We start from the raw sequence: 24,073 nt of genomic DNA, 5'->3' as shown, positions 1-24,073 counted from the left end.
GTGTTACTGTGAACAGAACGCATTTTGAAAAAGAGTTAGAGGATCTACATTACGATATTCTTAAAATGGGTGCTCTTGTAGAAGAAGCTATTGGTAATTCTATTTTATCATTGATAAACCATGATGTTGAATTAGCAAGGAAAGTTATTGAACAAGATGATAGAATAGATGAAAAAGAGGTTGAAATTGATGACAGATGTTCGAGGATTATTTTGACACAGCAGCCACTAGCAAAGGATTTAAGAATTGTTTTAACAGGGTTAAAAATAAATACTGATTTGGAAAGAATGGCAGATCACGCAGTAGATATTGCTAAAACAACAATTAGAATAGCAGATCAGACATATATAAAGCCTCTTATTGATATTCCGAGAATGAGTGATATTGTTAGAGAAATGGTTAAACTATCGCTTGATTCATATGTCAATCAAGATACAGAGATGGCTAGGACTATCAATCAAAAAGATGATATTGTCGATGGCTTATATAAGCAAATCTTTAGAGAGCTTCTGACGTATATGATAGAAGACCATAAAAACATAGATCAAGCGGCTCAATTTTTGTTCGTAGCCCGCTACTTAGAGAGGATAGCGGATCATGCTACAAATATATGCGAATGGGTAATCTATCTAGAAAGCGGTCAGCATATAGATTTAAATGAATAAAAAATATAAAGCACTTTTATAACACCTTTTTAGGTGTTTTTTTTGTATACTTTTTTTTAAACTGCAAAAGATATTATAAAAAGAGGTGATTTAAATGCCACTTGCTTATATAATATTATCAATTACGGGTTTATTTGTATTGTTTGGCTTTGCACACAGAGTTCTTGACAGAATGAAGATGACTGATACATGGGCATTAATCATAATAATTGGTATGATCATTGGTACTTTTTTACCAGCGATACCCCTTGGCAAAAAGATGTCTATAAATATTGGCGGTGCTATCATACCTGCAGCTGTAGCAGTTTATCTATTTATAAAAGCAGAAAGAGGAGCGGAGAGAACAAATGCTTTAGTATCGTCAATATTGGCGGGAACAGCGGTGTTTTTAGCAGGAAGATTGTTGCCTAGCGAGCCTGAAGCTATGTTCATAGAGCCAAATTATGTTTATGGTATTGTCAGTGGCCTGATTGCATACTTATTTGGCAGGTCAAGAAGATGTGCTTTTATTGCTGGCGTTATGGGAGTTATTTTAAGCGATATTACGCAAGGCTTGATAAATATTGTTTTGGCAAGACCGGGAACTATTTCTGTTGGAGGTGCAGGTGCTTTTGATACAGTTGTCATATCCATGATAGTTGCTGTTTTCTTCTCAGAGATATTAGGCGAAACGAGGGAGAAGATACAAGGAGGAACCGCAAAAAAGAACACAGAGCCGCATTTGACAAGTAGCCTATTAAGTGAAGATGAAATTAAGGCGATAAAAGAAAAATATCGCAAAAAGGACAGTGATGATGATGAGAAATAAAAAAGCAATCGCTTTGTTAATAATGTTTGTTTTAATGTCTTTACCATTTACAAAAATAAATGCAGATGATTGGAGTGGCAAAGAAGGTGGTTATTATACAGTTTATCTAGACAATTCAAACAAAGTGCTTTTTAGGATTTCATGGGACTTAAATGTAAATGATCAATACTTGTCACACGATAATAAGATGTACAAAATAATTAAAGTTGATAAGAAAAATGATAAAGCATATGCAAAATATATTGAAACAGTAAAGTTGCCTAATGTATATATAGAAAAAGTGTCGCAAGTGATGGCTCAAAAAACAGGTGAAAGAAGAATAGCCATGTATTCCACACACAGCGATGAATCATATATACCAACTGATGGTGCATCTAGTATTTATGGACATGGAGGTATATACAAAGTTGATGCTTCATTAAGCAATGCATTGTCAGATAAAGGCATCAAGACATTTGTTGATCAGACACTGTATTTACCTCACGATGCAATGGCATACAGAAGGTCAAGAGTTGGAGCGTTAAAAATTTTAAAAAATGATAAACCAGATTTGCTGCTTGATATACACCGAGATGCTGCGCCATATCAAGATTATATAAGAAAAATAGGTAGTACAAATGCTACAGGCGTGAGGCTAGTCCTCGGCAGGACAAATGCAAATTTGAAAGCCAATCAAGATTTAGCATTTAGAATAAAAGCGATCGCTGATAAAGAATATCCAAATCTAGTGAAAGATATTTTTTATGGAAGCGGTGATTACAATCAGGACTTAACTCCTAATTCATTGCTTTTGGAATTTGGAACAGATACACATACGAGGCAAAGAGCAGAAGAGTCAGCAAAATTTATGGCAGATGTATTGACAAAAGCAGTATATGGCACTGACGAAAAAAAGCAGGTTGGAGCTCTTACCAATACACAAAAAGGTACACCATCACAGAACAATTCTGCGGGATGGGGAATATGGATTCTAATTGGGGTTGCTGTTTTTTCAATCGTCGGATTCATGTTTTTAAGTACAGGAGGACGGGAAATGATGTCAAAGTTTAAAGATGCAACAAAGAAGGAGTTTAGCAGTTTTTTTGGAAAGTTTAATAAAGATAAAAAGTGATATCAATTGGTGCATGTGCACCAATTTTAAATATTTAAGATCATGTGGTGGTTAAGTTGAAAGTAATATATTACAGCTATTATGGATGCTATTCGTCAGTTATTGCAGCATACATTCATACAAAAGTTATAAGAGATAAAGTTGATAAGGATGTATTTTTTAGTATTCCAGAGATTTTAAAAACAGACTATGGGGAATTAAAATATATCGGAATTGATGAAAGCTACCATGAAATATATACAATTGGAATGAAAAATTTTAGCGATAATATAAAGAAAACCCTTGAAGGGCTTAGGAAAATATTTAATATGGAATATGATAAGCTGATATTTGTGGATACAAATAAATTTGAACCCAAATGTATGAAACTATTTTTATATCTCAGAAAAATATCAATTTTCAGAAATCTTGCAGAGTGTATTTTGTACTATTTATTTATTAAAAAATTAGATGGAATAAAGAACTTTGTCTTAGATTTAAAACTTAATTATATGTGAGGGTAAATATGATTGTAGCGTATATTTGTTATGGAAGTGCCCATTCATCTATTGTTGCTGCGTCTATCCATGTTGGTTTGCTTCCAAGTGATAGGATTCCCACGTTTGATGAAATTTTATCTATGCCTCATTATGATTTAACAGATGGCAATCAAATAGGAATTCCATTTTACATGGGAATCGACGAGTACGATAATGACGTCTATGCAATAGGTGCTAAAAGCGGAAGAAAAATAATGATGAAAGCTGTAAGAAGTTTTTTAAAAGAATCTGGAATTGGTGAAAATGAAATAATGCTGATAGATACACTACCTGCCATTGGATTGTTGACAAAAGTGGGCGGCATGACATCTAGAAGATTTAAAATCATATCTGTGGGACGGCCGTTTACTGTTTATGGAATAATTAAAAAGTACAATAACTTTTTGGACATAGTAAATAAAGTAAAATCGAGCTTAAAAGAGCTTGACTAAGTTCTCCTATTAATTCATAATATTATTGGATATTTTATAGGAGGAAAGTAAATGGCATATCATAAAATAAAAGATGTAGTTAAAGATAGCATTGCGGATGAATTGGGCATAAAAAGTGGTGATACATTAGTATCGATAAATGGAAGCGAAATAATTGACTTAATTGATTATAAATTTCAAATAGCAAATGAGCATATAGATCTTTTGATAAAAAAAGAAGATGGTGAGGAATATATTTATGACATAGAGAAAGGTTATGACGAGGATTTAGGATTAGTATTTGAGACAGGAATTATAGATAAGCTAAAGCACTGTAGGAATAAATGCGTTTTTTGTTTTGTCGATCAGTTGCCTAAAAATGTTAGAAAAACTTTGGCTTTTAAAGACGATGATTATCGATTATCTTTTTTACAAGGTAACTTTGTAACACTTACAAATGTAAGTGATTCTGAATTTTCTAGAATAATTAAATATAGAATGTCTCCAATATATTTATCTGTCCATGCAACAGATGACAATGTCCGAAAAGAATTAATGCGAAATCCCCATGCTGATGGGATTTTAAATAAAATAAAAGAATTAACTGAAAACAGAATAGAAGTACACTGCCAGATAGTTTTATGCCCAGGGCTTAATGATGGAAGTATTCTCGATAAAACAATCGAGGATTTATCAAAACTGTATCCTGGAGTAAAATCGGCAGCAGCAGTTCCCGTTGGGCTTACAGATCACAGGGAAGGACTTTTTAAACTCGATTCGTACGATAAAGAGATGGCAAAAAAAGTACTATCTCAAATATCAATGTGGCAGAAAAAACTAAAAAAAGAGAAAGGAACATCCTTTATATTTGCTGCTGATGAGTTTTATGTGTTGGCAAATAAGGATATACCTGACTACAATAGCTATGAAGGTTTTCCGCAAATTGAAAATGGTGTTGGACTTATGGCAATGTTTAAGAAGCAGTTTGAAGATTATTATAAAAAAATCGGCAATATAAAGCCATCGAAGAAAACTTATTGTGTTATAACAGGTGTGTCTGCGTATAAATTTATTAAGGACCATGTTGATATGTTAGAGAGGAAAGGCATAAACATAAAAGTTGTTCCAATTATAAATAATTTTTTTGGACATAAGATAACTGTGGCAGGTCTTGTTACAGGTGGGGATATAATCACTCAATTAAAGGGAAAATTAAACGGTGAAATATTAGTAATACCGGATTGTATGTTAAAAGAAGGTACAGATTCTTTTTTGGATGATGTAACTATTAATGATGTAGAAAAAGAATTAAACACGAAAGTTTTAGTATCTGAAGTTAACGGTAAAAATTTTATACAAAAGATAACTGGAAGGTGATATTGTGGCGTATCCAATGGTTGGCATAGTTGGCAGACCAAATGTAGGCAAATCAACTTTATTTAATAAAATAACAGGTCAGAGAATTTCTATAGTAGAAGACAAACCTGGTGTTACTCGTGATAGAATTTATTATGAGACAGAGTGGCTGGGAAGAAAATTTATACTTGTTGATACAGGTGGATTGGAGCCAGATTCAGAAGACGAGTTTTTTTCAAAAATAAGGATGCAGGTAGAAGCAGCTTTAAAAACTGTTGACTTGATATTGTTTGTTATAGATGCTAAGGATGGCTTAAGCCCGGTGGATGAAGATATAGCCAATATGCTTAGAAAATCTCATAAGAAAGTGATACTTGTTTTAAATAAAGTAGATAGTTTTAAAGAGATGCCTATTTCATATTATGATTCAATGCGACTTGGCTTTGGTGAGCCTATAGCAATATCTGCGTCAAATGGGCTTGGTATAGGAGAATTACTTGATGAAGTTATCAAGAATATTCCTGAGCATATAGATGACTATGACGAAGAAACTATAAAGATTTGCTTTATTGGGAAACCGAATGTAGGCAAGTCATCTCTTGTGAATAAGATATTAGGAGAAGAAAGGGCAATTGTTAGCGATATACCAGGTACCACAAGAGATGCACTTGATACGTATTTTGAAAAAGATAATAAAAAGTACGTTATAATTGATACTGCAGGCATGAGGAAAAAAGGCAGGATAGAAGATAAAATTGAGAGGTACAGTGTATTAAGAGCCTTATCGGCTATAGACAGATCTGATATATGTATCTTAGTAATAGATGCTACTGAAGGTCCAACAGAGCAGGACACGAAGATAGCAGGCTATGCATTTGAGCAGAACAAAGCAATTATTATTGCAGTTAATAAATGGGATTTGATTGAAAAAGACAATAATACTGTTAACGAGTATTTAAAACTCATAAAAGAGAAATTTTCATTTATGAGCTTTGCATCTACAATATTTATATCAGCCAAAACAGGACAAAGGCTTAATAAACTGTTTGAAGAAATAAATAGCGTTTGGGAAGAATATAATAAAAGGATTTCAACAGGGCTTTTAAATAATGTTATAAGTGAAGCATTACTTATAAATCCACCACCTGCCGAAAAAGGCCGTTTATTAAAGATTTATTATGTAACACAGTTTGGTATCAAACCGCCATCATTTGCGGTATTTGTTAATGATCCGGAAATAATGCATTTTTCTTATGTGAGGTTTTTAGAAAACACTATAAGAGATAATTTTGGATTTCAGGGCGTGCCATTAAAAATTGAAGTAAGAAAAAAAAGTGAAATGTAAAAGAGGTGAATCCATGATAAAAATAATTATTGTAGCTATACTGTCGTATTTAATTGGATCTTTTAACAGCGCTTATTTTTTTACTAATTACATAAAAAAGACGGACATAAGAAAATATGGTAGTGGCAATGCTGGAGCTACAAACGTTATGAGGGTTTTGGGATTTAAAGTTGCCTTTTTAGTATTTTTGTCTGATGCTTTAAAGGGAGTTTTAGCGGTATTGATAGGTAGACTGATAGCTGGTGATTTAGGTGGACTTGTAGCAGGTGTTGCTGTTGTCTGTGGACATAATTGGCCTGTTTTTTTGGGATTCAAAGGTGGAAAGGGAATTGCAACAAGCTTTGGTGCAATAATAAGTATTAGCCCAATTGTTGCCATTCTTTCCTTTGTAATTGGAATCGCAATTATTTCCATAAGTAAATATGTTTCATTGGGTTCAATCTTGGGAGCTATATCTTTCCTTTTATTAAATATTATTTATTATAGATCACCTAATATGCTAGTATTTGCGATAATAATTACATCACTGGCTGTATTTCAGCATAGAGCTAATATAAAACGATTACTTAATGGAACTGAATCGAAGCTTGGCCAAAAAACTAATATTAAGTAAAGAGGGATATCTGAAATGGACATAGCAGTATTAGGTGCCGGCAGTTGGGGAACGACAATGGCAATTCATTTGAATTCGATGAGACATAATGTATGTATTTGGACAAAAGATCAAGAACAGTTAGAAGAAATTCAAAAGACTCACTACAACAAAAAATATCTTGATGTAAAGTTGCCTGAAAGCATTGGCATAACAACTGATATAGAGTATGCGCTGAAAAATAAGAAGATAGTAGTGATGGCAGTACCGTCACATGCAGTAAGAAGTGTTGTAGAAAGAATAAGAGGGGTAATAGATAATGACTCGATAATTGTAAATTTGGCAAAAGGCTTAGAGACTTCAAGCTTAAAAAGAATGTCTCAAGTTATAAAAGAGATGATAGATAATCCAGTTGTTGTACTTTCTGGACCTAGCCACGCAGAAGAAGTATGCAAGCACATACCTACGGCATGTGTTATATCATCAGATGACATAAACGCATGTGAATATGTACAGGATGTGATGATGGATGAGAATTTCAGGCTGTATATAAATAAAGATTTGATTGGTGTTGAATTGGGAGGTTCTCTTAAAAATATAATTGCCCTTGGCGCAGGTATTTCAGATGGCCTTGGATTTGGTGACAATACAAAAGCTGCACTTATGACAAGAGGACTTGCTGAAATTACACGTCTTGGCGTAGCCCTTGGTTCAGATCCATTGACATTTTTGGGTTTAACTGGTATGGGGGATCTTATTGTAACATGTACAAGTATGTATTCACGCAACAGGAGAGCCGGCATAAAAATTGGGCAAGGTAAATCGTTGAATGAGGCGTTAAATGAAATTGGAATGGTTGTGGAAGGAGTCAACACTACTAAGTCAGCATACAAGCTTTCGAAAATTCATAATATAGAGATGCCTATAACATGTGAAATATACTCAATACTGTTTGAAGGAAAAGATCCGCGAGAAGCAGTTTATTCGCTAATGACGAGAAATAAAAAACATGAGATGGAGGACATATAATTTATGTCCTCTTTTTTATTCATATTTGTTCATTTCCCTCATATATATGTAGTGTTAAAGTATAAAAAACAATATTTTATTGCACAAAAAGGAGGGAAATGATGTGGACAATTACGATATTTATAAGGATATAGCTGAAAGAACTGAGGGTGACATTTATATCGGTGTAGTAGGGCCTGTCCGTACGGGAAAATCAACGTTTATAAAAAGATTCATGGATATTTTAGTATTGCCCAATATTGATAATGCGAACCTTAAAGAAAGAGTTCAAGACGAGTTGCCTCAAAGTGCAGCTGGTAAAACTATTATGACTACAGAGCCTAAGTTTGTACCAGAAAAGGCCGTCGAAATATCTTTGAATGAAAATACCAGATTTAGTGTGAGATTAGTTGACTGTGTGGGATATATGGTTAAAGGTGCAATGGGATACTTAGAAGGTGATAAGCCTAGAATGATTACTACTCCTTGGTATGATTATGAAATACCTTTTGAAGAAGCTGCAGAAATTGGTACTAAAAAAGTTATAAACGATCACTCTACAATTGGCCTTGTTGTGACTACAGATGGGAGCATTACTGATATACCAAGAGATAATTATGTTGAACCGGAAGAAAGAGTTGTGAAAGAATTAAAAGACATACAAAAGCCATTTATTATACTGTTAAATACGACACATCCTGAAGATGCTGACACAATAAAATTAGGGAAAGAGTTGGAAACAAAGTACGACGTACCTGTTGTAGCAGTAAATGTACTTAAAATGGGAACTGACGACATTAAAGAAATACTTGAAAAAGTGTTGTATGAATTCCCTATAACCGAGCTTAACATTGATTTTCCTAGGTGGGTCGATGTACTTGAAAATGACCACTGGCTGAAACAAAGCATTATGAATTCTATAAAACAAAGCATCAATGATTTATTTAGGCTGAGGGATATAAAGAAGACTGCTGATATTATAAAATCAAATGAAAACATGTCAGAAGTAATAGTCAGAAAGATCGATCCAGGCGAAGGAATTGCTGATATAGAAGCAAAGACAAAAGAAGGCCTCTTCTTTAAAATATTAAGTGATGAATGTGGCCTTGAGATTCGCGGAGACAGAGATCTCATGAAAATGATGAAAGAATTATCATATGCAAAATCAGAGTACGATAAATTAAAAGATGCTATAGAAGATGCAAAAAAGAAAGGTGTAGGAGTAGTTCCTGCAAGTATTGACAATATGGAGTTTGAAAAACCGGAGATAGTGCGACAAGGTGGAAGCTTTGCGGTAAGGCTAAGAGCGTCTGCACCATCTTTACACATATTTAGGACAGATGTGACAACAGAAGTATCTCCAATCGTAGGTACGGAAAAGCAAAGCGAAGATTTTGTAAAATACATTACAGAGCAATTTGAAAATGATCCAGACAAGATATGGGAGTCAAATATATTCGGGAAATCTTTGAGTGACCTTGTAAAAGAAGGTATGCAAAATAAACTTGGTAAGATACCTGAGAATGTAAGCATAAGATTGAGAGACACATTAGAGCGTATAGTTAATGACGGAGGTGGTGGCATAATCTGTATTATACTGTAATACTTGATTTTTTGAACTTAACGATTTATAATATCTATTGTAAGATGTCTGGGTGTGGCGCAGTTGGTAGCGCGCCAGAATGGGGTTCTGGAGGTCGCTGGTTCAAATCCAGTCACTCAGACCATTTAAAAGTAAGTTGCCGCAAGCATTTGCGGTTTTTATTTATTTGATGAGAAATTAATAATTTTGCAATTTGCTAACCATTTTGCAAACATCCATTATATAAAAAAGTTATTCCGCTTTTCAAAAAACATTTTATCTATTTCGCAATGCTGTAATTGCTTCTTACTGTATGTCTGGTAAAATTATAAAAATAAAAATTTGCATTAACCAGCAATTATATCAGAAGACTATTTACTTTCCCATAGGTGAGAAAATTCGCTGACATAAACTACCATAATAAACTTATATGAAAAAAATTTAATAAAAAATAGAGACAAATGCTCACTTTTGTGGTATTAATATATTGTTGTACCAAAACAATATTAACCATAGGAGTGGAGCAAATGTCTCATAATAATAGAATAACAGAAAACTCATCAATAATACAGTAGTTAATGAAATTAAATTTTGCATTATATTTTACTAAACCTGTTGGTTAGTTGTATAATTAAATGCAACAGGCAAAAATTTAATTGAAAAAATTGAAACCATAGTTTCAAACCATGTATGATATTAAGTGAAAATCAAATCACCATACAGGAGGTTTGAAACTATGGCTGAGAATAATAATACCACAAAAAAGAGAAGTTTTAAACACCTGTCACAATATGAAAGGGGAATGATTTATACATCAAGAGAACAAGGTAAATCAATGCATCAAATAGCAAAGATACTGAGAAGGGCTCCAAGTACTGTTTCAAGAGAGATAAGAAGAGGAACTGTAACCCAAATGAGATCAGATTTAACTACATATGAGAAGTATTTTCCTGAAGTGGGCTACGAGATATATAAAAAGAATCGAAAAAACTGCGGAGCAAAGCTAAGAGTTGTAAAAGCAGAGAAATTCTTGAGATTCGCAGATGGAAAAATATTGGAAGAGAAATGGTCACCCGATGCAGTTGTAGGTTACTGCAGAAATAATGTCTACTGGAAAGAAGAAATGGTATGCACCAAAACCCTTTATAATTACATAGATAAAGGCTTGTTGAGAGTTCGCAATATTGATTTGTGCTTAAAAGTGCGCTTAAAACCAAAGAAAAAGATAATAAGAAAGAACAAGAAGATTATGGGAGAGAGCATATCGCAAAGACCTGAGGAGATAAACAAAAGAGAGAGTTTTGGGCATTGGGAAATAGATACTGTTATAGGCAAGAGATCAAATGATAAAGCATTATTAACACTGACAGAACGTTTAACAAGATATGAATATATCTTTGTGATAGATGAAAAAGACAGCTCATCAATCAAGAAGGTATTTGATGAACTCAAAGTGGAATATAAGGAGAATTTTTCAAAGATATTTAAGAGCATAACAGCAGACAATGGCTCGGAATTTGCCGAATTGAGTGAGATATTAAAGAAATGTGAAAGCAAGGCATATTTTAGTCACCCATATTCTGCATTTGAGAGAGGGACAAACGAGCGTCATAATGGGTTAATAAGGAGGTTTATACCTAAAGGCAAAACGATAGCTGACTTGTCAGAGTGGGCTATAAGACGAGTGCAAAATTGGTGCAATCAACTTCCAAGGAGGATCTTAAGATACAAGACACCTGAAGAATGTTTTTTAAATGAGGTTAGCAAAGTTATCAATTATGCGCAATGATTACGATGAAATAGTTCAACCATGGCAAAATGCAAAATTAAGGCCTCTGTTTCCCTTATAGGGGAAACAGATATATCATACATGGTTAAAAAATTATGGTTTTATCAATTAAATAGGTGTTGCATTTAATATTGCAATTTACAGCAAAATTATATTCCACTTTTTGTACAAGGATATATTGACTTTTACATTATCACAGAATAATTACACAAGAGAAGCTATATATTTGACTTATTATTAATATGATATATAATAATAGTGTCAAAAGAATTGTTCTAATTTCTCATAATTTTCTCTAATCATAAACTTTAAGTAAATTTCTATGCCATAGGGGGGATATAATTTGAATAAAAATGATGAATATAAAATTAATAATATAAAGTTAAAAAGGAAGGAAAAGGTATATAAAAAGCTTAAAGAGCTTATGGAATCGTTAAAATTTGATGATATTGACGATATTGGATTCAGTGCGGAATATATAGGAAGTCTATTAAATCTTGATCGCATTAATACAAGCAGAGAGCTAAATAAATTACTAAATGAGGGAAAAACAATAAAGATAAAAGGTAGACCTGTGCTTTACCTTGATAGAATTTATTTGAAAGAGAGATTTTACCTTAATTTGCCTAAATCTACATTTGAAAGCAAAGATGAATTTATTGCTATTATAAAAGAAAACGATCTAAATAAAAAAGATGCTGTATCAAAGAATAATGTAAATAATAATATAGAAAAGGATGACACGTCGCAAATAAATTCAATTTTTTTAGACAGTGTCCTTGATAATATAATTGGTGCTAACGATAGCTTAAAAGACCAGATTTCTAAAGCAAAAGCTGCAATACTGTATCCTCCAAATGGACTTCATACACTGATTATTGGTTCAACAGGTGTAGGGAAGAGTACTTTTGCGGAAGCGATGTATAGATATGCCATACAAGTAGGAGCTTTGAAAGAAGATTCACCATTTGTAATATTTAACTGTGCAGATTATGCGGAAAATCCTCAATTATTGATGTCACAATTATTTGGCCATGTAAGAGGTGCTTTTACAGGTGCTGATAAGGAGAAAAGAGGGCTTATTGATGAAGCGAATGGGGGTATTATGTTTTTAGATGAAGTCCATCGCTTGCCGCCCGAAGGACAAGAGATGCTTTTTACGTTGATGGATAAAGGAATTTACAGGCGGATGGGTGAATCGGAAAGTACGAAAAAATCGAAAGTCTTGATTATTGCTGCAACGACAGAAAATCCTCAATCAGCGTTACTTCATACGTTTTTGAGAAGAATTCCGGTAATGATACAACTTCCAAATTTAGAAAATCGCACATCTAAAGAGAGGCTGTTATTCATTTACCAATTTTTTTATGAAGAATCCAAAAGAGTAAAGATGCCTATTAGAGTAACGAAAGAAGTTATAAAAGCTTTAATGCTTTATGAATGTCGGGGAAATATCGGCCAGCTAAAAAGTGATATTCAGCTAATTTGCGCAAGGGCCTTTCTTGAACGCATGATCAGCAATAATAATATTATAGATGTAAAGTTATCATTGCTTTCACAAAATATTCAAGAAGGTTTATTTAAAATACGTGATAAGAGAGATGATCTGATAATTTCAGAGATTGACAATTGCAGAGAAATAATATTTGATGAGAGCAGTATAGATTATTTAGATAAATTGAATATGGAGTTTTCAACAGCCAATTTCGAAAAAGGACATGATTTTTACGAGATTATTATAAATAACTGGAAGAAATATAACGATGAAAAATTGTCTCCAAATGAAATTAGAGAGAAAATAGGTAATCAAATCAAAGAATACTTTGATAAATATGTGTATCCGGCAGAGCCAGAAATTAATGCAGTAAATCAAGATGTGCTCTTGAAATTTGTGAGTCCGAATATTCTAAAAGCGGTTGAGTATTCATTAGACTGTATTAAAGATAAATTTAAAGGGCTGATAAGCCAAAAGGTGATATATATTGTAACACTTCACGTAAAAGCTTTATTAGAAAGAATAAAAATGGGTACGGTCATATCACATCCCGATAGAGAAAGTATAGCAAAAGAATATAAACTGGAGTATGAAGCGGCAAAGGAATTTAAATTAAAATTGGAGGAAAAGCTATCTATAGAGATACCGGAGGATGAAATCGCATTTTTAGCAATGTTTTTGCACGCTTTGAAATTGGGGAAAATGTATGAAAGTATAGGAATACTTATAATAGCGCACGGAAATTATGCGGCAAGTACGATGGCCAGCGTTGCAAATACATTACTTGGTGTTGATCATGCGAAAGCAATAGACATGCCCCTTGAAGAGAAAGTGGATTCTACCTTAGATAAAGCTATGGATATTGTAAAACAAATCGACAGAGGGAAAGGAGTATTGATATTAGTAGATATGGGGTCATTAACAACATTTTCAGAGATAATTACGGAGAAAACCGGCATACCAACAAAGACAATAGATATGGTAAGCACTCCGATTGTGATTGAAGCGACAAGAAAAGCATTGATGCCTGATATGGACCTTGATAGATTGGTGGATGAGCTAATAGGCATAACGTCCTTGCAGGTGAATGTAAAAACACCTAATGTAAATGCTGCAAAAATTGAGGACAGCAAATCGATATTTAGAAGAAATTTGATAGGCATACTTGAAAAGACATTGACATTTTTAAATCCAAGCAAAGCCTATGAGATATTGGAAAATGTACTAAAAGATATACTATCTGAAGTTAATGCCGATGTTGATGATGAAATATTGATAAAATTTTTATTCCACTGCTCCTGCATGATAGAAAGAGTTATAAAGGGCGAAAGCTTACCGTATATCAATTTAAACCAGATAAAAAGTAGTCAAAATAAAATGTTTAATATGATAAAAAAACATTTTGAAATTGTGGAAGAGGTATTTGGGATAACAATACCTGACACAGAATTGGCCTATATTATTGAAATGATTGACACGAATTTTGGCACACTAAGGTTGAGCATATGACACGCAAAAAAATATTTGTATACGATTACTCAATCATTAGATTTTTTGGCACGCTTAAGTGTTATTGCTTAAAAAGATAAGCAATAGCACTTATTTTTTTATGGCACACTGTTTGGCATGTTATTTGCATTAATTTATCGGTGAAAATAACAATTTTAAAGAATCTGCAAGAGAGGATGGTATAATGATAGGAATATTGGTCGTAACCCACGGAGATTTCGGCAGAGAATTAATAAAAAGCGCAGAACTTATCGTAGGAAAACAGGACAATATAAAATGTATTGGTCTATTTCATGGTGATGATATAGAGAAATTCAAAAGGGAAGTATCAAATACAATATATTCTTTAGATGATGGCGATGGAGTCTTGGTGTTTACAGATCTTTTTGGAGCAAGCCCTTCAAATGCAGTAGCATTAAGTATGAAGCCGGTTGAGAAAAAAGTAAATTTTGAATGTATAACAGGTGTAAATATGCCAATGATTCTGGAGGCACTGACGATGAGAAAATCATGTAAACTGAAAGATTTGAAAGAACACAGCCTCAATGTTGGATTAGGAGGTATAAAAGACCTTTACAATGAACTTAATGTAAAAAAGGAAAATGATATTTAATTTAAAAAGAGAGGGGATTTTATATGCTTAATATAGTTTTAACAAGAATCGACGATAGATTGATACATGGGCAGGTGATGACGGCTTGGGTCAAAAATACAAAAGCAAATCGAATCATAGTTGTAGATGATGATGTATATAAAGATCCTTTTATGGAGCAGGTGCTGAAGATGGCTGCACCGACAGGTGTAAAAGTTGACGTCTATGATATTAAAACTGCTATAAGCGTTCTGAATGATAGTGGAAACGCAGAGGAAAGGGTAATTGTTCTGGCAAAGTTTCCTAAAACAGTCTTATCTATTATAGAAGGTGGAGTTGCAATTAAAAGCTTGAATATCGGTGGCATGGGAGCAGGGATAGGAAGAAAGCCATTTTACAAAAATATATCGGCATCAGAAGAAGAAAGGGGGATTTTCAAAAGAATATTGGAACTTGGGACGCATGTATTTGTACAAATAATACCCGATGAGAAGGAGGTCGATTTGAGAAAAATATTATGATTGATTATTAATTTAAATTTAATAATCAAATAAATGAAAAGGAGTGTTCTTTATGTTAATACAAGCTTTATTAGTCGCTTTGATAGCAACTATGAGCAGTTGGTGGGTTACTCATACAATTACAAGAACCTGGTTGTACCCGCTTTGGTCAGGCTTTTTGGTCGCTTTAGCAATGGGTGAGCCAATAAAAGGCATGATGGCTGCAGCTTATATCAACCTTGCATATCTTGGCTGGATTACCGCTGGTGGTACAATGCCAGGCAACTTGATGGTTGCCGGAGTTTTCGGCACAGCTCTTACACTTCTGTCAGGAGCAGATCCAAAAATGGCGATAACATTTGCTGTACCATTCAGTATGCTTGGTATATTGACGTGGCAGGCTTATATGACAATAAACAGCTTGTGGGTTCACAGAGCTGATAGATATGCAGAAGAAGGAAACCTTAAAGGCATTCTTTTGATGAATTGGATACCATCCGGCATTTTAAGTTTCATATTAAATGGTATACCAGCATTTTTGATGGTGTATTACGGCGGTGGATTCATGAAAAGGTTATTAGCATCGATTCCACAATCTCTTGTAAATGGATTTAATGTTGTGGGTGCTTTGATGCCTGCATTAGGAATTGCGATGTTATTGGACTATATAGGCAAAAAGAATCTTATACCATATTATCTGATAGGTTTCTTTGCTGCAACTTATTTGAAACTTGATATAATGGCAGTCACGGTTTTTGGAGCCTTGATAGCAATAATAATGTACTCAAAAGAGAATTTATTTAGCACAAAAGGGGGAGAAGCATAATGGATAATAAGCCAAATCAGATAAAACTAAGAAAGAGAGACTTGATATTCCATTGGCTTTTAGGTTATTCCAATGAGACATGCTATAACTATGAAAGACTTCAAGCCCTTGGTACTACAGCGGCAATGTATCCAATAATTAAAAGGCTTTACAAAAGCAAAGAGGATATTTCAAAGGCACTTAAAAGGTATCTCGTCTTTTTCAACACTGAGCCTTCCTTTATAGGAACCATCATCCATGGTATTTGTGCATCGATGGAAGAACAAAGAGCAAATGGAGCAAATATTACTGATGAAGATACAAATGCGTTGAGGACTGGTTTGATGGGGCCGATGGCAGGCATTGGAGATACAGTAAGTCAGGGTTTGGTTTATCCAATTTTGGCTGGTATAGCCTGCAGTTTGGCACTTCAAGGTAATGTGATGGGACCAATATTTTTTGAGATTGCGTACAAGGTAATTATGCTAACAATGGGCTATAACATGTATATGCTTGGGTATAGAAGAGGTAAAAGTGTAATCTTGGAGATATTAAAATCGGGCACATTGTCAAAGCTGACAGATGCTTTCAGCATAATTGGATTGATGGTTGTAGGAGCTATGACATCTCAGAGGGTAAATGTTGTCGTTCCATTATCATTTAAAGTTGGTCAGGTTTCTTTGAATATTCAAAAAATATTAGATTCATTGCTGCCGGGTTTGGTACCGTTGGCAATAACCCTCATCGTATGGCAATTAATACGCAAAAAAGTAAAACCGATCTATGTAATATTGTTATTATTTGTTTTAGGTATAGTTGCGTCATATCTGAATATCTTAGGCGTACCTAAAGCGTAAGAAAATTATGGGGCCTAAGGCCCCATAAAAATTTAATAAATCAGGAGGAATTTGAGATGAAAGCAGCGGTTATAAAATCAAAAGGTGTTATAATTTTTGAAAATATAGAAAAACCAAAACCAAAACAAGGTGAAGCTTTGATAAAAATTAAAGCGTGTGGCGTTTGTGGTTCGGATTTGCCGAGGATATACAGAGAAACGTATCATTATCCTCTTGTTGCCGGGCATGAAATGTCTGGAATTGTTGAAGAAGTCGGAGAAGATGTTGATAAAAGCATCATTGGCAAGCGTGTCGCCATTTTTCCACTTATTCCATGCAGGAAATGTGCAAGCTGTGAAACAGGGAACTATGCACAATGTTCCAATTATAACTATTTAGGGTCAAGGACAGATGGTGGTATGGCAGAATATGTTGTTGCTCCCATATGGAATTTGTGCCCATTTGACGATAGAGTAAGTTTTGAAGAGGGCGCGATGATCGAACCAGCTACGGTTGCGCAACATGCTTTAAGAAACGCGAGGATAGATATAGGTAGCAATGTTGTTATTTATGGAGCAGGTCCGATAGGACTTTTAGTTGCAAAATGGGCCAAGATAAGTGGTGCAACAAATGTAATGATGGTTGATGTGGATGAAATGAAGATAGATTTTGCAAAAAAAGTTGGCTTTGATTTAATTATAAATTCCGGAAAAGAAGATCCTATAAAGTGGATAAAGGATATAACAAAAGATGGAGCAGATATAGCAGTAGAAGCATCTGGTTCATATAAAGCGCTACAACAATGTATTGAAAGCATAAAAAACTTCGGGAAAGTTATTCTTCTCGGCAATCCAGACAGTGATATGAATATACCATTAAAATTGTATAGCAAGATCTTAAGAAAAGAGGCAACACTAAAAGGCTCATGGAATACAGTTTATACCAGCTTAAACAAGAATGAATGGAAGACAACTATAAATACTTTAGAATCAGGGCGCCTCAAATTAAGTGACCTTATAACACATAAAGTGAAGATAGAGGATTTGCCTGAAACGATCGAAAAAATGCACAACAAAGATATATTTTACACCAAAGTCTTAATGATAAATGATTGATTGTAAATTGTTGATAGAAAGTGAGGAATACGATGAAATATTTATTTTCGCCATCTTTAATGTGTATGAATTTAATCAAGCTAAATGAACAAATATCTGTTCTTAATAGCAAGGCGGATTTTTTGCATGTTGACATCATGGATGGCCATTTTGTTAAAAATATTACTTTATCACCGTTTTTTATAGAGCAGATTAAATCATATGTCAATATTCCTATTGATGCACACCTTATGGTAGAAAATCCAGGTGATTATATTGAAATATGCGAAAAATCGGGAGCAAGTTTTATAACTATACATGCAGAAACAATTAATAGAGAAGCATTTAGAATAATAGATAGAATTAAAAGTCATGGACTCATGGTTGGCATAGCATTGAATCCAGCAACACCTATTTCGGAAATTAAACATTATATTAATAAAATAGATAAGATAACAATAATGACTGTCGATCCCGGCTTCGCTGGTCAACCATTTATTCCGGAGGTATTGGAAAAGATCCGAGATCTAAAGAGACTGAAAGATGATAATAATTATAATTATTTAATTGAAGCAGATGGTTCCTGCAATAAAAATACGTTTCAAGTGCTAAAAGATGCCGGATGTAAAGTTTTCGTATTAGGTTCATCAGGGCTTTTTAATCTTAGCGATGATTTGGGAAAAGCGTGGGAAATAATGATTGGCAATTTTAATGGATAAATTAAGGAGGTGCTTTGATTGCAGGACTACAAACTTGTTCAGAAGATGATATTAGAAGAAAATATGAGATCTCTTGAAACTATAGAAGACAAAGACGTTGAAAAGATGGCTGAATTAATATTAGATTCAAATAAAGTTTTTGTTGTAGGGGTAGGAAGAGTCCTTTTAATGCTTCAGGCTTTTGTAAAAAGGTTGAATCATATAGGAATTGAAGCGTACTATGTTGGAGAAATTAATGAACCAGCCATAACAGATAAGGATCTTTTAATTGTAGGTTCAGGCTCCGGTGAAAGTGCTATTCCATTAGCTATTGCAAATATTGCGAAAAAGTATAAGGCAAAAATATTGTATATTGGATCAAATATAAATAGTTCAATAGGGAAAATATCTGATTTTTCAATAAGAATACCGTGCCCCACAAAATTAAAATTGAAAGATGAATTACATTCAATGCAGCCTATGAGCAGTTTATTTGAGCAAAGTCTTTTACTATTTTGTGATGCAGTTTCTTATATTATTTTAAAGAAAAAGAATATTGATTTAAATTCCTTATGGAAATACCATGCTAATCTGGAATAACCATCAATAATAATTTTATCTAAAAAGAGGTGTGTTTTTAATTGTTGGCATTGAGGCTTTACGGCAAAGATGATCTAAGGTGCGAAAGTATACCTGATCCTATATTGCCCAAAGGAGGAATGATAATAAAAGTTGAATCTTGTGCAATATGCGGCAGCGATATAAGAAATATTAAAGCCGGCGGTACATCTCATGGGATGATACTGCCGAGAGTAATGGGGCATGAAGCTTCGGGAACCATTTATCAAATTGATGACGAAATAGATGAAGAAGGATATAAAATCGGAGAAAGGGTAATCATATCATGTGGCATACCATGTGGGTGGTGCGAATATTGTTTAAGCGGAAACACAAATCTATGCATAAATAAAAGATCTTTGTCTTGTGAATATGATGGTTGCTTTGCAGAATATGTAGCAGTTCCAAGAGAACTTGTTAAAGCAAATGGTGTGATTCCAATACCTGATAATATTTCTTTTGAAGAGGCTTCAATTGTAGAACCAATATCATGTGCCTTAAATGGTCAGGAATTGTCCAAAGTAGGTTTAAATGATGCAGTAGTAATCATAGGAGGTGGTCCCATAGGTATAGTACATGCAATTCTATCTAAAATATTAGGGGCCTCAAAGGTTATTCTGTCGGAGATATCCAATGACAGAATAGAGATAGCAAGGGATTTTAAAGAAATAGATAGGATTATTGATCCCGCTAAAGAGATTTTGTAAAAACAGTCATTGATGAAACGGATGGTAAAGGTGCAGATGTAGTGATTGTGGCGGCTCCTTCAGCCGCTGCACAGGAAATGGCTGTTTCAGTGGCAGCTAAAAGGGGACGCATAAATTTTTTTGGGGGACTTCCAAAGGATAAATCAGTTATCAATATAGACAGCAATTTGATTCATTATAAAGAACTGTTTATACACGGGACGTCTGATTCTACGGTTTTGCAGTTTAAAAAAGTATTGGAATTGATACAACTGAAAAAATTAAATGTGAAGTCTTTAATATCAAAAACTTTTGATATAAGGGATTACGAAAAAGCTTTTGAAATGGCATCTTCTGCCAAAGCTCTTAAAGTGATTATAAAACCTGCATAATCTGATTGTAAAAGCAAAAAGAAATGGAGGGCTAAAATGCTTAAAAATTTAAATGATGTATTGCGTGATGCTAAGGATAAATGCTATGCCGTACCTGCTTTTGATTGTGTGGAAGATATTATGATAAGATGCATTTTGGATACCTCAGAAGAAGAAAAATCACCTGTAATCTTAATGGCGTTGGAACACAACCTTAAAGGCAGAAGTATGGATTATATTTCTGGATTCATTAAATTTGCAGCAGAGCTTTATAGAATACCGGTGGTATTGCATCTTGATCATGCGACAAATCTTGATTTAATTGAATCTGCCATTGATCACGGCTTTACTTCAGTTATGTACGATGGCTCATCACTGCCATTTGATGATAATGTAAAGATAACTCGAGATGTTGTTGAGATGGCGCATCGTAAAGGTGTTAGTGTGGAAGCAGAGTTGGGACATGTCGGCGGATTTACTATAGATGGGAAAAGCGAGGAATCTAAATTAACTGATCCAGATGAAGTTGTAAAATTTGTCAGTGAGACAAATGTAGATGCACTGGCCGTATCGATTGGCACCACACATGGTGTCTACATTTCAGAGCCTAATTTAAATATTAAAAGGTTAAGTGAAATAAGGGAAAGGTGTTCCGTACCATTGGTATTACACGGCGGTTCAGGAACACCTGTAGAACAGGTTCAAAATGCGGTTAAGCATGGGATTACTAAAGTAAATTTATACGCTGATTTGCGCATTGCAATGAATAACGGGCTTAAAGAAGCCGCATCAAAAATAAAACGCATAGATCCATATCCAGATGAAATGTTTGCACCGATGAAAAAATTGCTTTCAAATGTTATAAGAGATAAGATCAGAATGCTTAATTCCAATAACAGAATTGAATATATAAAATAACGCTATATGAACAATGACCACATATATAACGGGTGGTTTGTTCTGATGTTATAAGCCTCTGTTATTAGCCAGCGTCTTAAGAGCTGGCTTTCAATTTGTTCAATCTGCTATGCATTTATCACTTTTGTTGCCCATAAAGGGAAAATGTATTACGAGTTATCACTTAAAAGGGCTATCATATTTTTTAAATGAGTGTTGGCACTTTTTATGCCATATCAAAGTAGAATTATCATGCAAACGCAGTACATTTCTCTCTCATATATGACATTTTATCAGAATAATTACACAAAATTAAAAAAACATATTGACTTTTTATTGGTAGCATACTATACTATTATTAGTAAAGCGTTTTACTAAAACGTTAATCTTGATAATTTGGTGATGCAAGTGGCAATAACTATAAAAGATATAGCTAGATTAGCAAATGTATCAATAACTACTGTTTCCAAAGTAATTAATAACAAAGATGACAGTATTAGTGAGCAGACTAAAAATAAGATATTGCAAATAATAAAAGAAACAAATTATCAACCTAATGCTATAGCAAGGAGTTTGGTTACAAAGAAAACGAAAACAATTGGATTGATTATACCAGATATTACAAACCCCTTCTTCCCTGAAATAGCGAGAGGTGCAGAGGATTGTGCTAATATTTATGGTTACAATATATTTTTATGTAATACAGATGATAACGCAGAAAAAGAAAATAATTATATAGCTGTGTTAAGAGAAAAATGCGTTGATGGAATTATATTTACATCAAGTTCAATACCAAAATATGAACATATTATTGATTTAATCGATTCGGGAATTCCTGTTGTAATGATTGACAGATCAATTGAACCAAAATTAAAAAATATTTATGGTGTTTTTTTGGATAACTATAAAGGTGGTTATTTAGCTACAAAATATCTAATCGAACTAGGACATAGAAATATAGCTTGCATTACTGGACCACTTTATACAAAAAGTGCTATAGAGAGATTAAATGGATACAAAAAAGCACTTTCAGATTTTAATATTGAAATAAATAACAGCATGATTATAGAAGGAGATTTTAAAATAAATAGTGGTATGGTTGCAGCAGAAAAGATAATTGAAAACAAAGATGTAACTGGCATTTTTGCTTGCAATGACTTAATGGCCTATGGTGTTTATAAAACTTTAAAGAAGAAGGGATATAGGATACCTGATGATATATCAATAGTTGGCTTTGATGATATTCAACTTTCACAGATTTTAGAACCGCAACTAACTACAATAAAACAACCTTCTTATGATATGGGTTTGACAGCTACTAGAGTATTAATAAAGCTTATTGAAGGAGAAAAAGTTAGAAAAAAAGTTGTTAAATTTGAACCTAGCTTGATTGAAAGAAAAAGCGTTAGAGAGTATCATAATAATATTTGAGGTGATAACATGAAAAATATTTTAGTAGTTGGAAGTATTAATATGGACATTGTAATAAAAGTTGAGCATATACCAAAGATTGGTGAAACTGTTATTGCAAAAGAAGTAAACTATTCATTTGGAGGGAAAGGTGCAAATCAAGCTGTCGCAATAGCTAAATTAGGTGGAAATGTTACTATGATAGGCAGAGTTGGAGACGATAACTTTGGCAAAGAACTGATTGAAAATTTAGATAAACAAAAAGTAAAGCCAAGTGGCATTGAAATCGATAAAACAGAAAAAACCGGTATGGCATTTATATATGTTAGTGATAAAGGTGAGAACAATATATCTGTAAATCAAGGAGCAAATAAAAAATTAGATGTTGAACAAATAAATAGACATTTAGACTTGTTTGATGCAGCCGAAATTTGTGTATTACAATTAGAAATTCCGATTGAAACAGTAAAATACGCTATTGAGATTTGCAACAAAAAAAATATAAAAGTCATATTGAATCCAGCGCCTGCCAGAAAAATACCTGAAGAAATATTGAAAAATATATATATTTTAACGCCGAATGAAAGTGAATTGTCAATTTTAACTAAGAAAAATGTAAAGACTATTGAAGATATTAACAATGCATCTGAGATTTTATTGGAATCAGGAGTACAAAACATAATAACGACTTTAGGAGAAAAAGGATGCTTTTTAAAGAATAAAAATGATTCTTTACATTTTGCAGCAGTACAGGTAGACGCTATAGATACTACGGCAGCAGGTGATTCTTTTACTGGTGCTATATCAATTGCTTTAAATAATGGTAAAAGCATAAAAGAAGCTATTGAGTTTGCAACTTATGTTTCTGCTTTAACTGTAACAAAAGAAGGTACACAGGATTCTTTGCCAGATAAGTTAGAGGTTGAAAAATTTATTAATGAGAGGAGAGAAGTTCATGAAAAAAACAACTTTGCTTAATAGTGAAATATCAAGAATTGTTGCAGAATGTGGACATAAAGATCTTTTGGTAATAGCAGATAGTGGATTGCCAGTACCAGAGAATACTAAAAGAATAGATATTGCTCTATCACCAGGTATTCCTAGTTTTTTAGAAACGCTAAAGGCTGTGCTTTCGGAACTTGGCGTTGAAAAGGCATATATTGCTAAAGAGATGATAGATAAAAATAATGAATTATATTTAGAAGTTACTAAGCTATTACAAGATAAAATAATTATTATTGATCATGAAAAATTGAAGGAAATGAGTAAAATGTCAAAGGCTGTTATTAGAACTGGAGAGTTTACATCTTTTGCAAATATCATATTGCAATCAGGAGTAGAGTTTTAATTAAGGGGC

The 24,073-nt window shown here is 33.5% G+C and carries 25 protein-coding genes and 1 tRNA gene; all 26 read left to right on the top strand.

The features are described 5' to 3' along the window. The first annotated feature begins 8 nt into the window (after positions 1-8). The 26 genes from phoU to rbsD all read left to right on the top strand — a co-directional run bounded on the left by phoU (position 9) and on the right by rbsD (position 24,064). Positions 9-665, top strand: a complete 657-nt coding sequence (gene phoU, locus TTHE_RS08665) for a phosphate signaling complex protein PhoU (protein ID WP_013298211.1) — start codon at positions 9-11, stop codon at positions 663-665. 94 nt (positions 666-759) lie between these two features. Next, positions 760-1,473 carry a DUF1614 domain-containing protein gene (locus TTHE_RS08660; protein WP_013298210.1) on the top strand — a complete coding sequence of 238 codons (714 nt, stop codon included), beginning with the start codon at positions 760-762 and terminating at the stop codon, positions 1,471-1,473. Continuing rightward, a complete protein-coding gene (gene spoIIP, locus TTHE_RS08655) occupies positions 1,457-2,584 on the top strand; it encodes a stage II sporulation protein P (RefSeq protein WP_013298209.1) in 1,128 nt (375 codons plus the stop codon). Before TTHE_RS08660 ends, spoIIP begins: the two co-directional genes overlap by 17 nt. A gap of 47 nt (positions 2,585-2,631) precedes the next feature. Continuing rightward, positions 2,632-3,081 (top strand): DUF3189 family protein, encoded by a 450-nt coding sequence (locus TTHE_RS08650; protein WP_231292756.1) that lies wholly within the window; start codon positions 2,632-2,634, stop codon positions 3,079-3,081. An 8-nt stretch (positions 3,082-3,089) separates the two neighbouring features. After that, complete coding sequence (locus tag TTHE_RS08645; RefSeq protein WP_013298207.1) at positions 3,090-3,554, top strand: DUF3189 family protein; 465 nt, start codon at positions 3,090-3,092, stop codon at positions 3,552-3,554. A gap of 51 nt (positions 3,555-3,605) precedes the next feature. Continuing rightward, positions 3,606-4,910: a DUF512 domain-containing protein gene (locus TTHE_RS08640; RefSeq protein WP_013298206.1), complete on the top strand. Its 1,305-nt coding sequence runs from the start codon at positions 3,606-3,608 to the stop codon at positions 4,908-4,910. 4 nt (positions 4,911-4,914) lie between these two features. After that, complete coding sequence (gene der / locus TTHE_RS08635; protein ID WP_013298205.1) at positions 4,915-6,234, top strand: ribosome biogenesis GTPase Der; 1,320 nt, start codon at positions 4,915-4,917, stop codon at positions 6,232-6,234. A 13-nt stretch (positions 6,235-6,247) separates the two neighbouring features. After that, positions 6,248-6,847, top strand: coding sequence for a glycerol-3-phosphate 1-O-acyltransferase PlsY (gene plsY, locus TTHE_RS08630; RefSeq protein WP_013298204.1), 600 nt, complete (start codon positions 6,248-6,250; stop codon positions 6,845-6,847). A 15-nt stretch (positions 6,848-6,862) separates the two neighbouring features. Further along, positions 6,863-7,855 carry an NAD(P)H-dependent glycerol-3-phosphate dehydrogenase gene (locus TTHE_RS08625; protein ID WP_013298203.1) on the top strand — a complete coding sequence of 331 codons (993 nt, stop codon included), beginning with the start codon at positions 6,863-6,865 and terminating at the stop codon, positions 7,853-7,855. Between the two features lie 103 nt (positions 7,856-7,958). After that, positions 7,959-9,437: a stage IV sporulation protein A gene (gene spoIVA, locus TTHE_RS08620; RefSeq protein WP_013298202.1), complete on the top strand. Its 1,479-nt coding sequence runs from the start codon at positions 7,959-7,961 to the stop codon at positions 9,435-9,437. Between the two features lie 48 nt (positions 9,438-9,485). Continuing rightward, positions 9,486-9,561: transfer RNA gene (locus TTHE_RS08615), tRNA-Pro, on the top strand. 591 nt (positions 9,562-10,152) lie between these two features. Then, positions 10,153-11,205, top strand: a complete 1,053-nt coding sequence (locus TTHE_RS08610; RefSeq protein WP_013298201.1) for an IS30 family transposase — start codon at positions 10,153-10,155, stop codon at positions 11,203-11,205. A 424-nt stretch (positions 11,206-11,629) separates the two neighbouring features. Then, positions 11,630-14,209: a sigma-54-dependent transcriptional regulator gene (locus TTHE_RS08605; RefSeq protein ID WP_049774950.1), complete on the top strand. Its 2,580-nt coding sequence runs from the start codon at positions 11,630-11,632 to the stop codon at positions 14,207-14,209. A gap of 184 nt (positions 14,210-14,393) precedes the next feature. Beyond that, a complete protein-coding gene (locus tag TTHE_RS08600; RefSeq protein WP_013298199.1) occupies positions 14,394-14,822 on the top strand; it encodes a PTS sugar transporter subunit IIA in 429 nt (142 codons plus the stop codon). 23 nt (positions 14,823-14,845) lie between these two features. Then, the gene (locus tag TTHE_RS08595; protein ID WP_013298198.1) at positions 14,846-15,322 is read left to right on the top strand and encodes a PTS sugar transporter subunit IIB; all 477 of its coding nucleotides are present in this window, start codon (positions 14,846-14,848) and stop codon (positions 15,320-15,322) included. Between the two features lie 52 nt (positions 15,323-15,374). Continuing rightward, on the top strand, positions 15,375-16,127 hold the full coding sequence (locus TTHE_RS08590; RefSeq protein WP_013298197.1) for a PTS mannose/fructose/sorbose/N-acetylgalactosamine transporter subunit IIC: 753 nt from the start codon (positions 15,375-15,377) through the stop codon (positions 16,125-16,127). Next, complete coding sequence (locus TTHE_RS08585; protein WP_013298196.1) at positions 16,127-16,963, top strand: PTS system mannose/fructose/sorbose family transporter subunit IID; 837 nt, start codon at positions 16,127-16,129, stop codon at positions 16,961-16,963. The genes TTHE_RS08590 and TTHE_RS08585 overlap by 1 nt, the downstream gene beginning before the upstream one ends. Positions 16,964-17,019: 56 nt before the next feature. After that, positions 17,020-18,057 carry a galactitol-1-phosphate 5-dehydrogenase gene (locus TTHE_RS08580; protein WP_013298195.1) on the top strand — a complete coding sequence of 346 codons (1,038 nt, stop codon included), beginning with the start codon at positions 17,020-17,022 and terminating at the stop codon, positions 18,055-18,057. Positions 18,058-18,089: 32 nt separating this feature from the next. Then, entirely contained in the window at positions 18,090-18,755 is a 666-nt protein-coding gene (gene alsE, locus TTHE_RS08575) for a D-allulose 6-phosphate 3-epimerase (RefSeq protein ID WP_013298194.1), read from the top strand. Between the two features lie 18 nt (positions 18,756-18,773). Then, a complete protein-coding gene (gene hxlB / locus TTHE_RS08570; RefSeq protein ID WP_013298193.1) occupies positions 18,774-19,334 on the top strand; it encodes a 6-phospho-3-hexuloisomerase in 561 nt (186 codons plus the stop codon). 41 nt (positions 19,335-19,375) lie between these two features. Then, positions 19,376-20,059, top strand: a complete 684-nt coding sequence (locus TTHE_RS13770) for an alcohol dehydrogenase catalytic domain-containing protein (protein WP_049774927.1) — start codon at positions 19,376-19,378, stop codon at positions 20,057-20,059. Between the two features lie 41 nt (positions 20,060-20,100). Next, positions 20,101-20,430, top strand: coding sequence for an MDR/zinc-dependent alcohol dehydrogenase-like family protein (locus TTHE_RS13765; RefSeq protein ID WP_049774926.1), 330 nt, complete (start codon positions 20,101-20,103; stop codon positions 20,428-20,430). Positions 20,431-20,466: 36 nt separating this feature from the next. Further along, on the top strand, positions 20,467-21,327 hold the full coding sequence (locus TTHE_RS08560) for a class II fructose-bisphosphate aldolase (protein WP_013298192.1): 861 nt from the start codon (positions 20,467-20,469) through the stop codon (positions 21,325-21,327). Positions 21,328-21,714: 387 nt separating this feature from the next. After that, positions 21,715-22,737 (top strand): LacI family DNA-binding transcriptional regulator, encoded by a 1,023-nt coding sequence (locus tag TTHE_RS08555; protein ID WP_041587458.1) that lies wholly within the window; start codon positions 21,715-21,717, stop codon positions 22,735-22,737. A gap of 9 nt (positions 22,738-22,746) precedes the next feature. Continuing rightward, complete coding sequence (rbsK, locus tag TTHE_RS08550) at positions 22,747-23,694, top strand: ribokinase (protein ID WP_013298190.1); 948 nt, start codon at positions 22,747-22,749, stop codon at positions 23,692-23,694. Next, complete coding sequence (rbsD, locus tag TTHE_RS08545; RefSeq protein ID WP_013298189.1) at positions 23,672-24,064, top strand: D-ribose pyranase; 393 nt, start codon at positions 23,672-23,674, stop codon at positions 24,062-24,064. The genes rbsK and rbsD overlap by 23 nt, the downstream gene beginning before the upstream one ends. The last annotated feature ends 9 nt before the right edge of the window (positions 24,065-24,073 follow it).

Source organism: Thermoanaerobacterium thermosaccharolyticum DSM 571 (assembly GCF_000145615.1).
Lineage (GTDB): Bacteria > Bacillota > Thermoanaerobacteria > Thermoanaerobacterales > Thermoanaerobacteraceae > Thermoanaerobacterium > Thermoanaerobacterium thermosaccharolyticum.
Note: the sequence above shows the minus strand (reverse complement) of the source record. Positions and strands in the feature narration are given on the sequence as shown.

Excerpts from the sequence above, each read along its gene's own strand:
- TTHE_RS08605 (WP_049774950.1), top strand. The coding sequence starts at position 11,630 with ATGGAATCGTTAAAATTTGATGATATTGACGATATTGGATTCAGTGCG.
- rbsK (WP_013298190.1), top strand. The coding sequence starts at position 22,747 with ATGAAAAATATTTTAGTAGTTGGAAGTATTAATATGGACATTGTAATA.
- TTHE_RS08560 (WP_013298192.1), top strand. The coding sequence starts at position 20,467 with ATGCTTAAAAATTTAAATGATGTATTGCGTGATGCTAAGGATAAATGC.
- alsE (WP_013298194.1), top strand. The coding sequence starts at position 18,090 with ATGAAATATTTATTTTCGCCATCTTTAATGTGTATGAATTTAATCAAG.
- TTHE_RS08590 (WP_013298197.1), top strand. The coding sequence starts at position 15,375 with ATGTTAATACAAGCTTTATTAGTCGCTTTGATAGCAACTATGAGCAGT.
- TTHE_RS08640 (WP_013298206.1), top strand. The coding sequence starts at position 3,606 with ATGGCATATCATAAAATAAAAGATGTAGTTAAAGATAGCATTGCGGAT.
- TTHE_RS08595 (WP_013298198.1), top strand. The coding sequence starts at position 14,846 with ATGCTTAATATAGTTTTAACAAGAATCGACGATAGATTGATACATGGG.
- TTHE_RS08610 (WP_013298201.1), top strand. The coding sequence starts at position 10,153 with ATGGCTGAGAATAATAATACCACAAAAAAGAGAAGTTTTAAACACCTG.
- TTHE_RS08600 (WP_013298199.1), top strand. The coding sequence starts at position 14,394 with ATGATAGGAATATTGGTCGTAACCCACGGAGATTTCGGCAGAGAATTA.
- TTHE_RS08625 (WP_013298203.1), top strand. The coding sequence starts at position 6,863 with ATGGACATAGCAGTATTAGGTGCCGGCAGTTGGGGAACGACAATGGCA.
- TTHE_RS08645 (WP_013298207.1), top strand. The coding sequence starts at position 3,090 with ATGATTGTAGCGTATATTTGTTATGGAAGTGCCCATTCATCTATTGTT.
- rbsD (WP_013298189.1), top strand. The coding sequence starts at position 23,672 with ATGAAAAAAACAACTTTGCTTAATAGTGAAATATCAAGAATTGTTGCA.
- TTHE_RS08585 (WP_013298196.1), top strand. The coding sequence starts at position 16,127 with ATGGATAATAAGCCAAATCAGATAAAACTAAGAAAGAGAGACTTGATA.
- spoIIP (WP_013298209.1), top strand. The coding sequence starts at position 1,457 with ATGATGATGAGAAATAAAAAAGCAATCGCTTTGTTAATAATGTTTGTT.
- TTHE_RS08660 (WP_013298210.1), top strand. The coding sequence starts at position 760 with ATGCCACTTGCTTATATAATATTATCAATTACGGGTTTATTTGTATTG.
- plsY (WP_013298204.1), top strand. The coding sequence starts at position 6,248 with ATGATAAAAATAATTATTGTAGCTATACTGTCGTATTTAATTGGATCT.
- TTHE_RS08580 (WP_013298195.1), top strand. The coding sequence starts at position 17,020 with ATGAAAGCAGCGGTTATAAAATCAAAAGGTGTTATAATTTTTGAAAAT.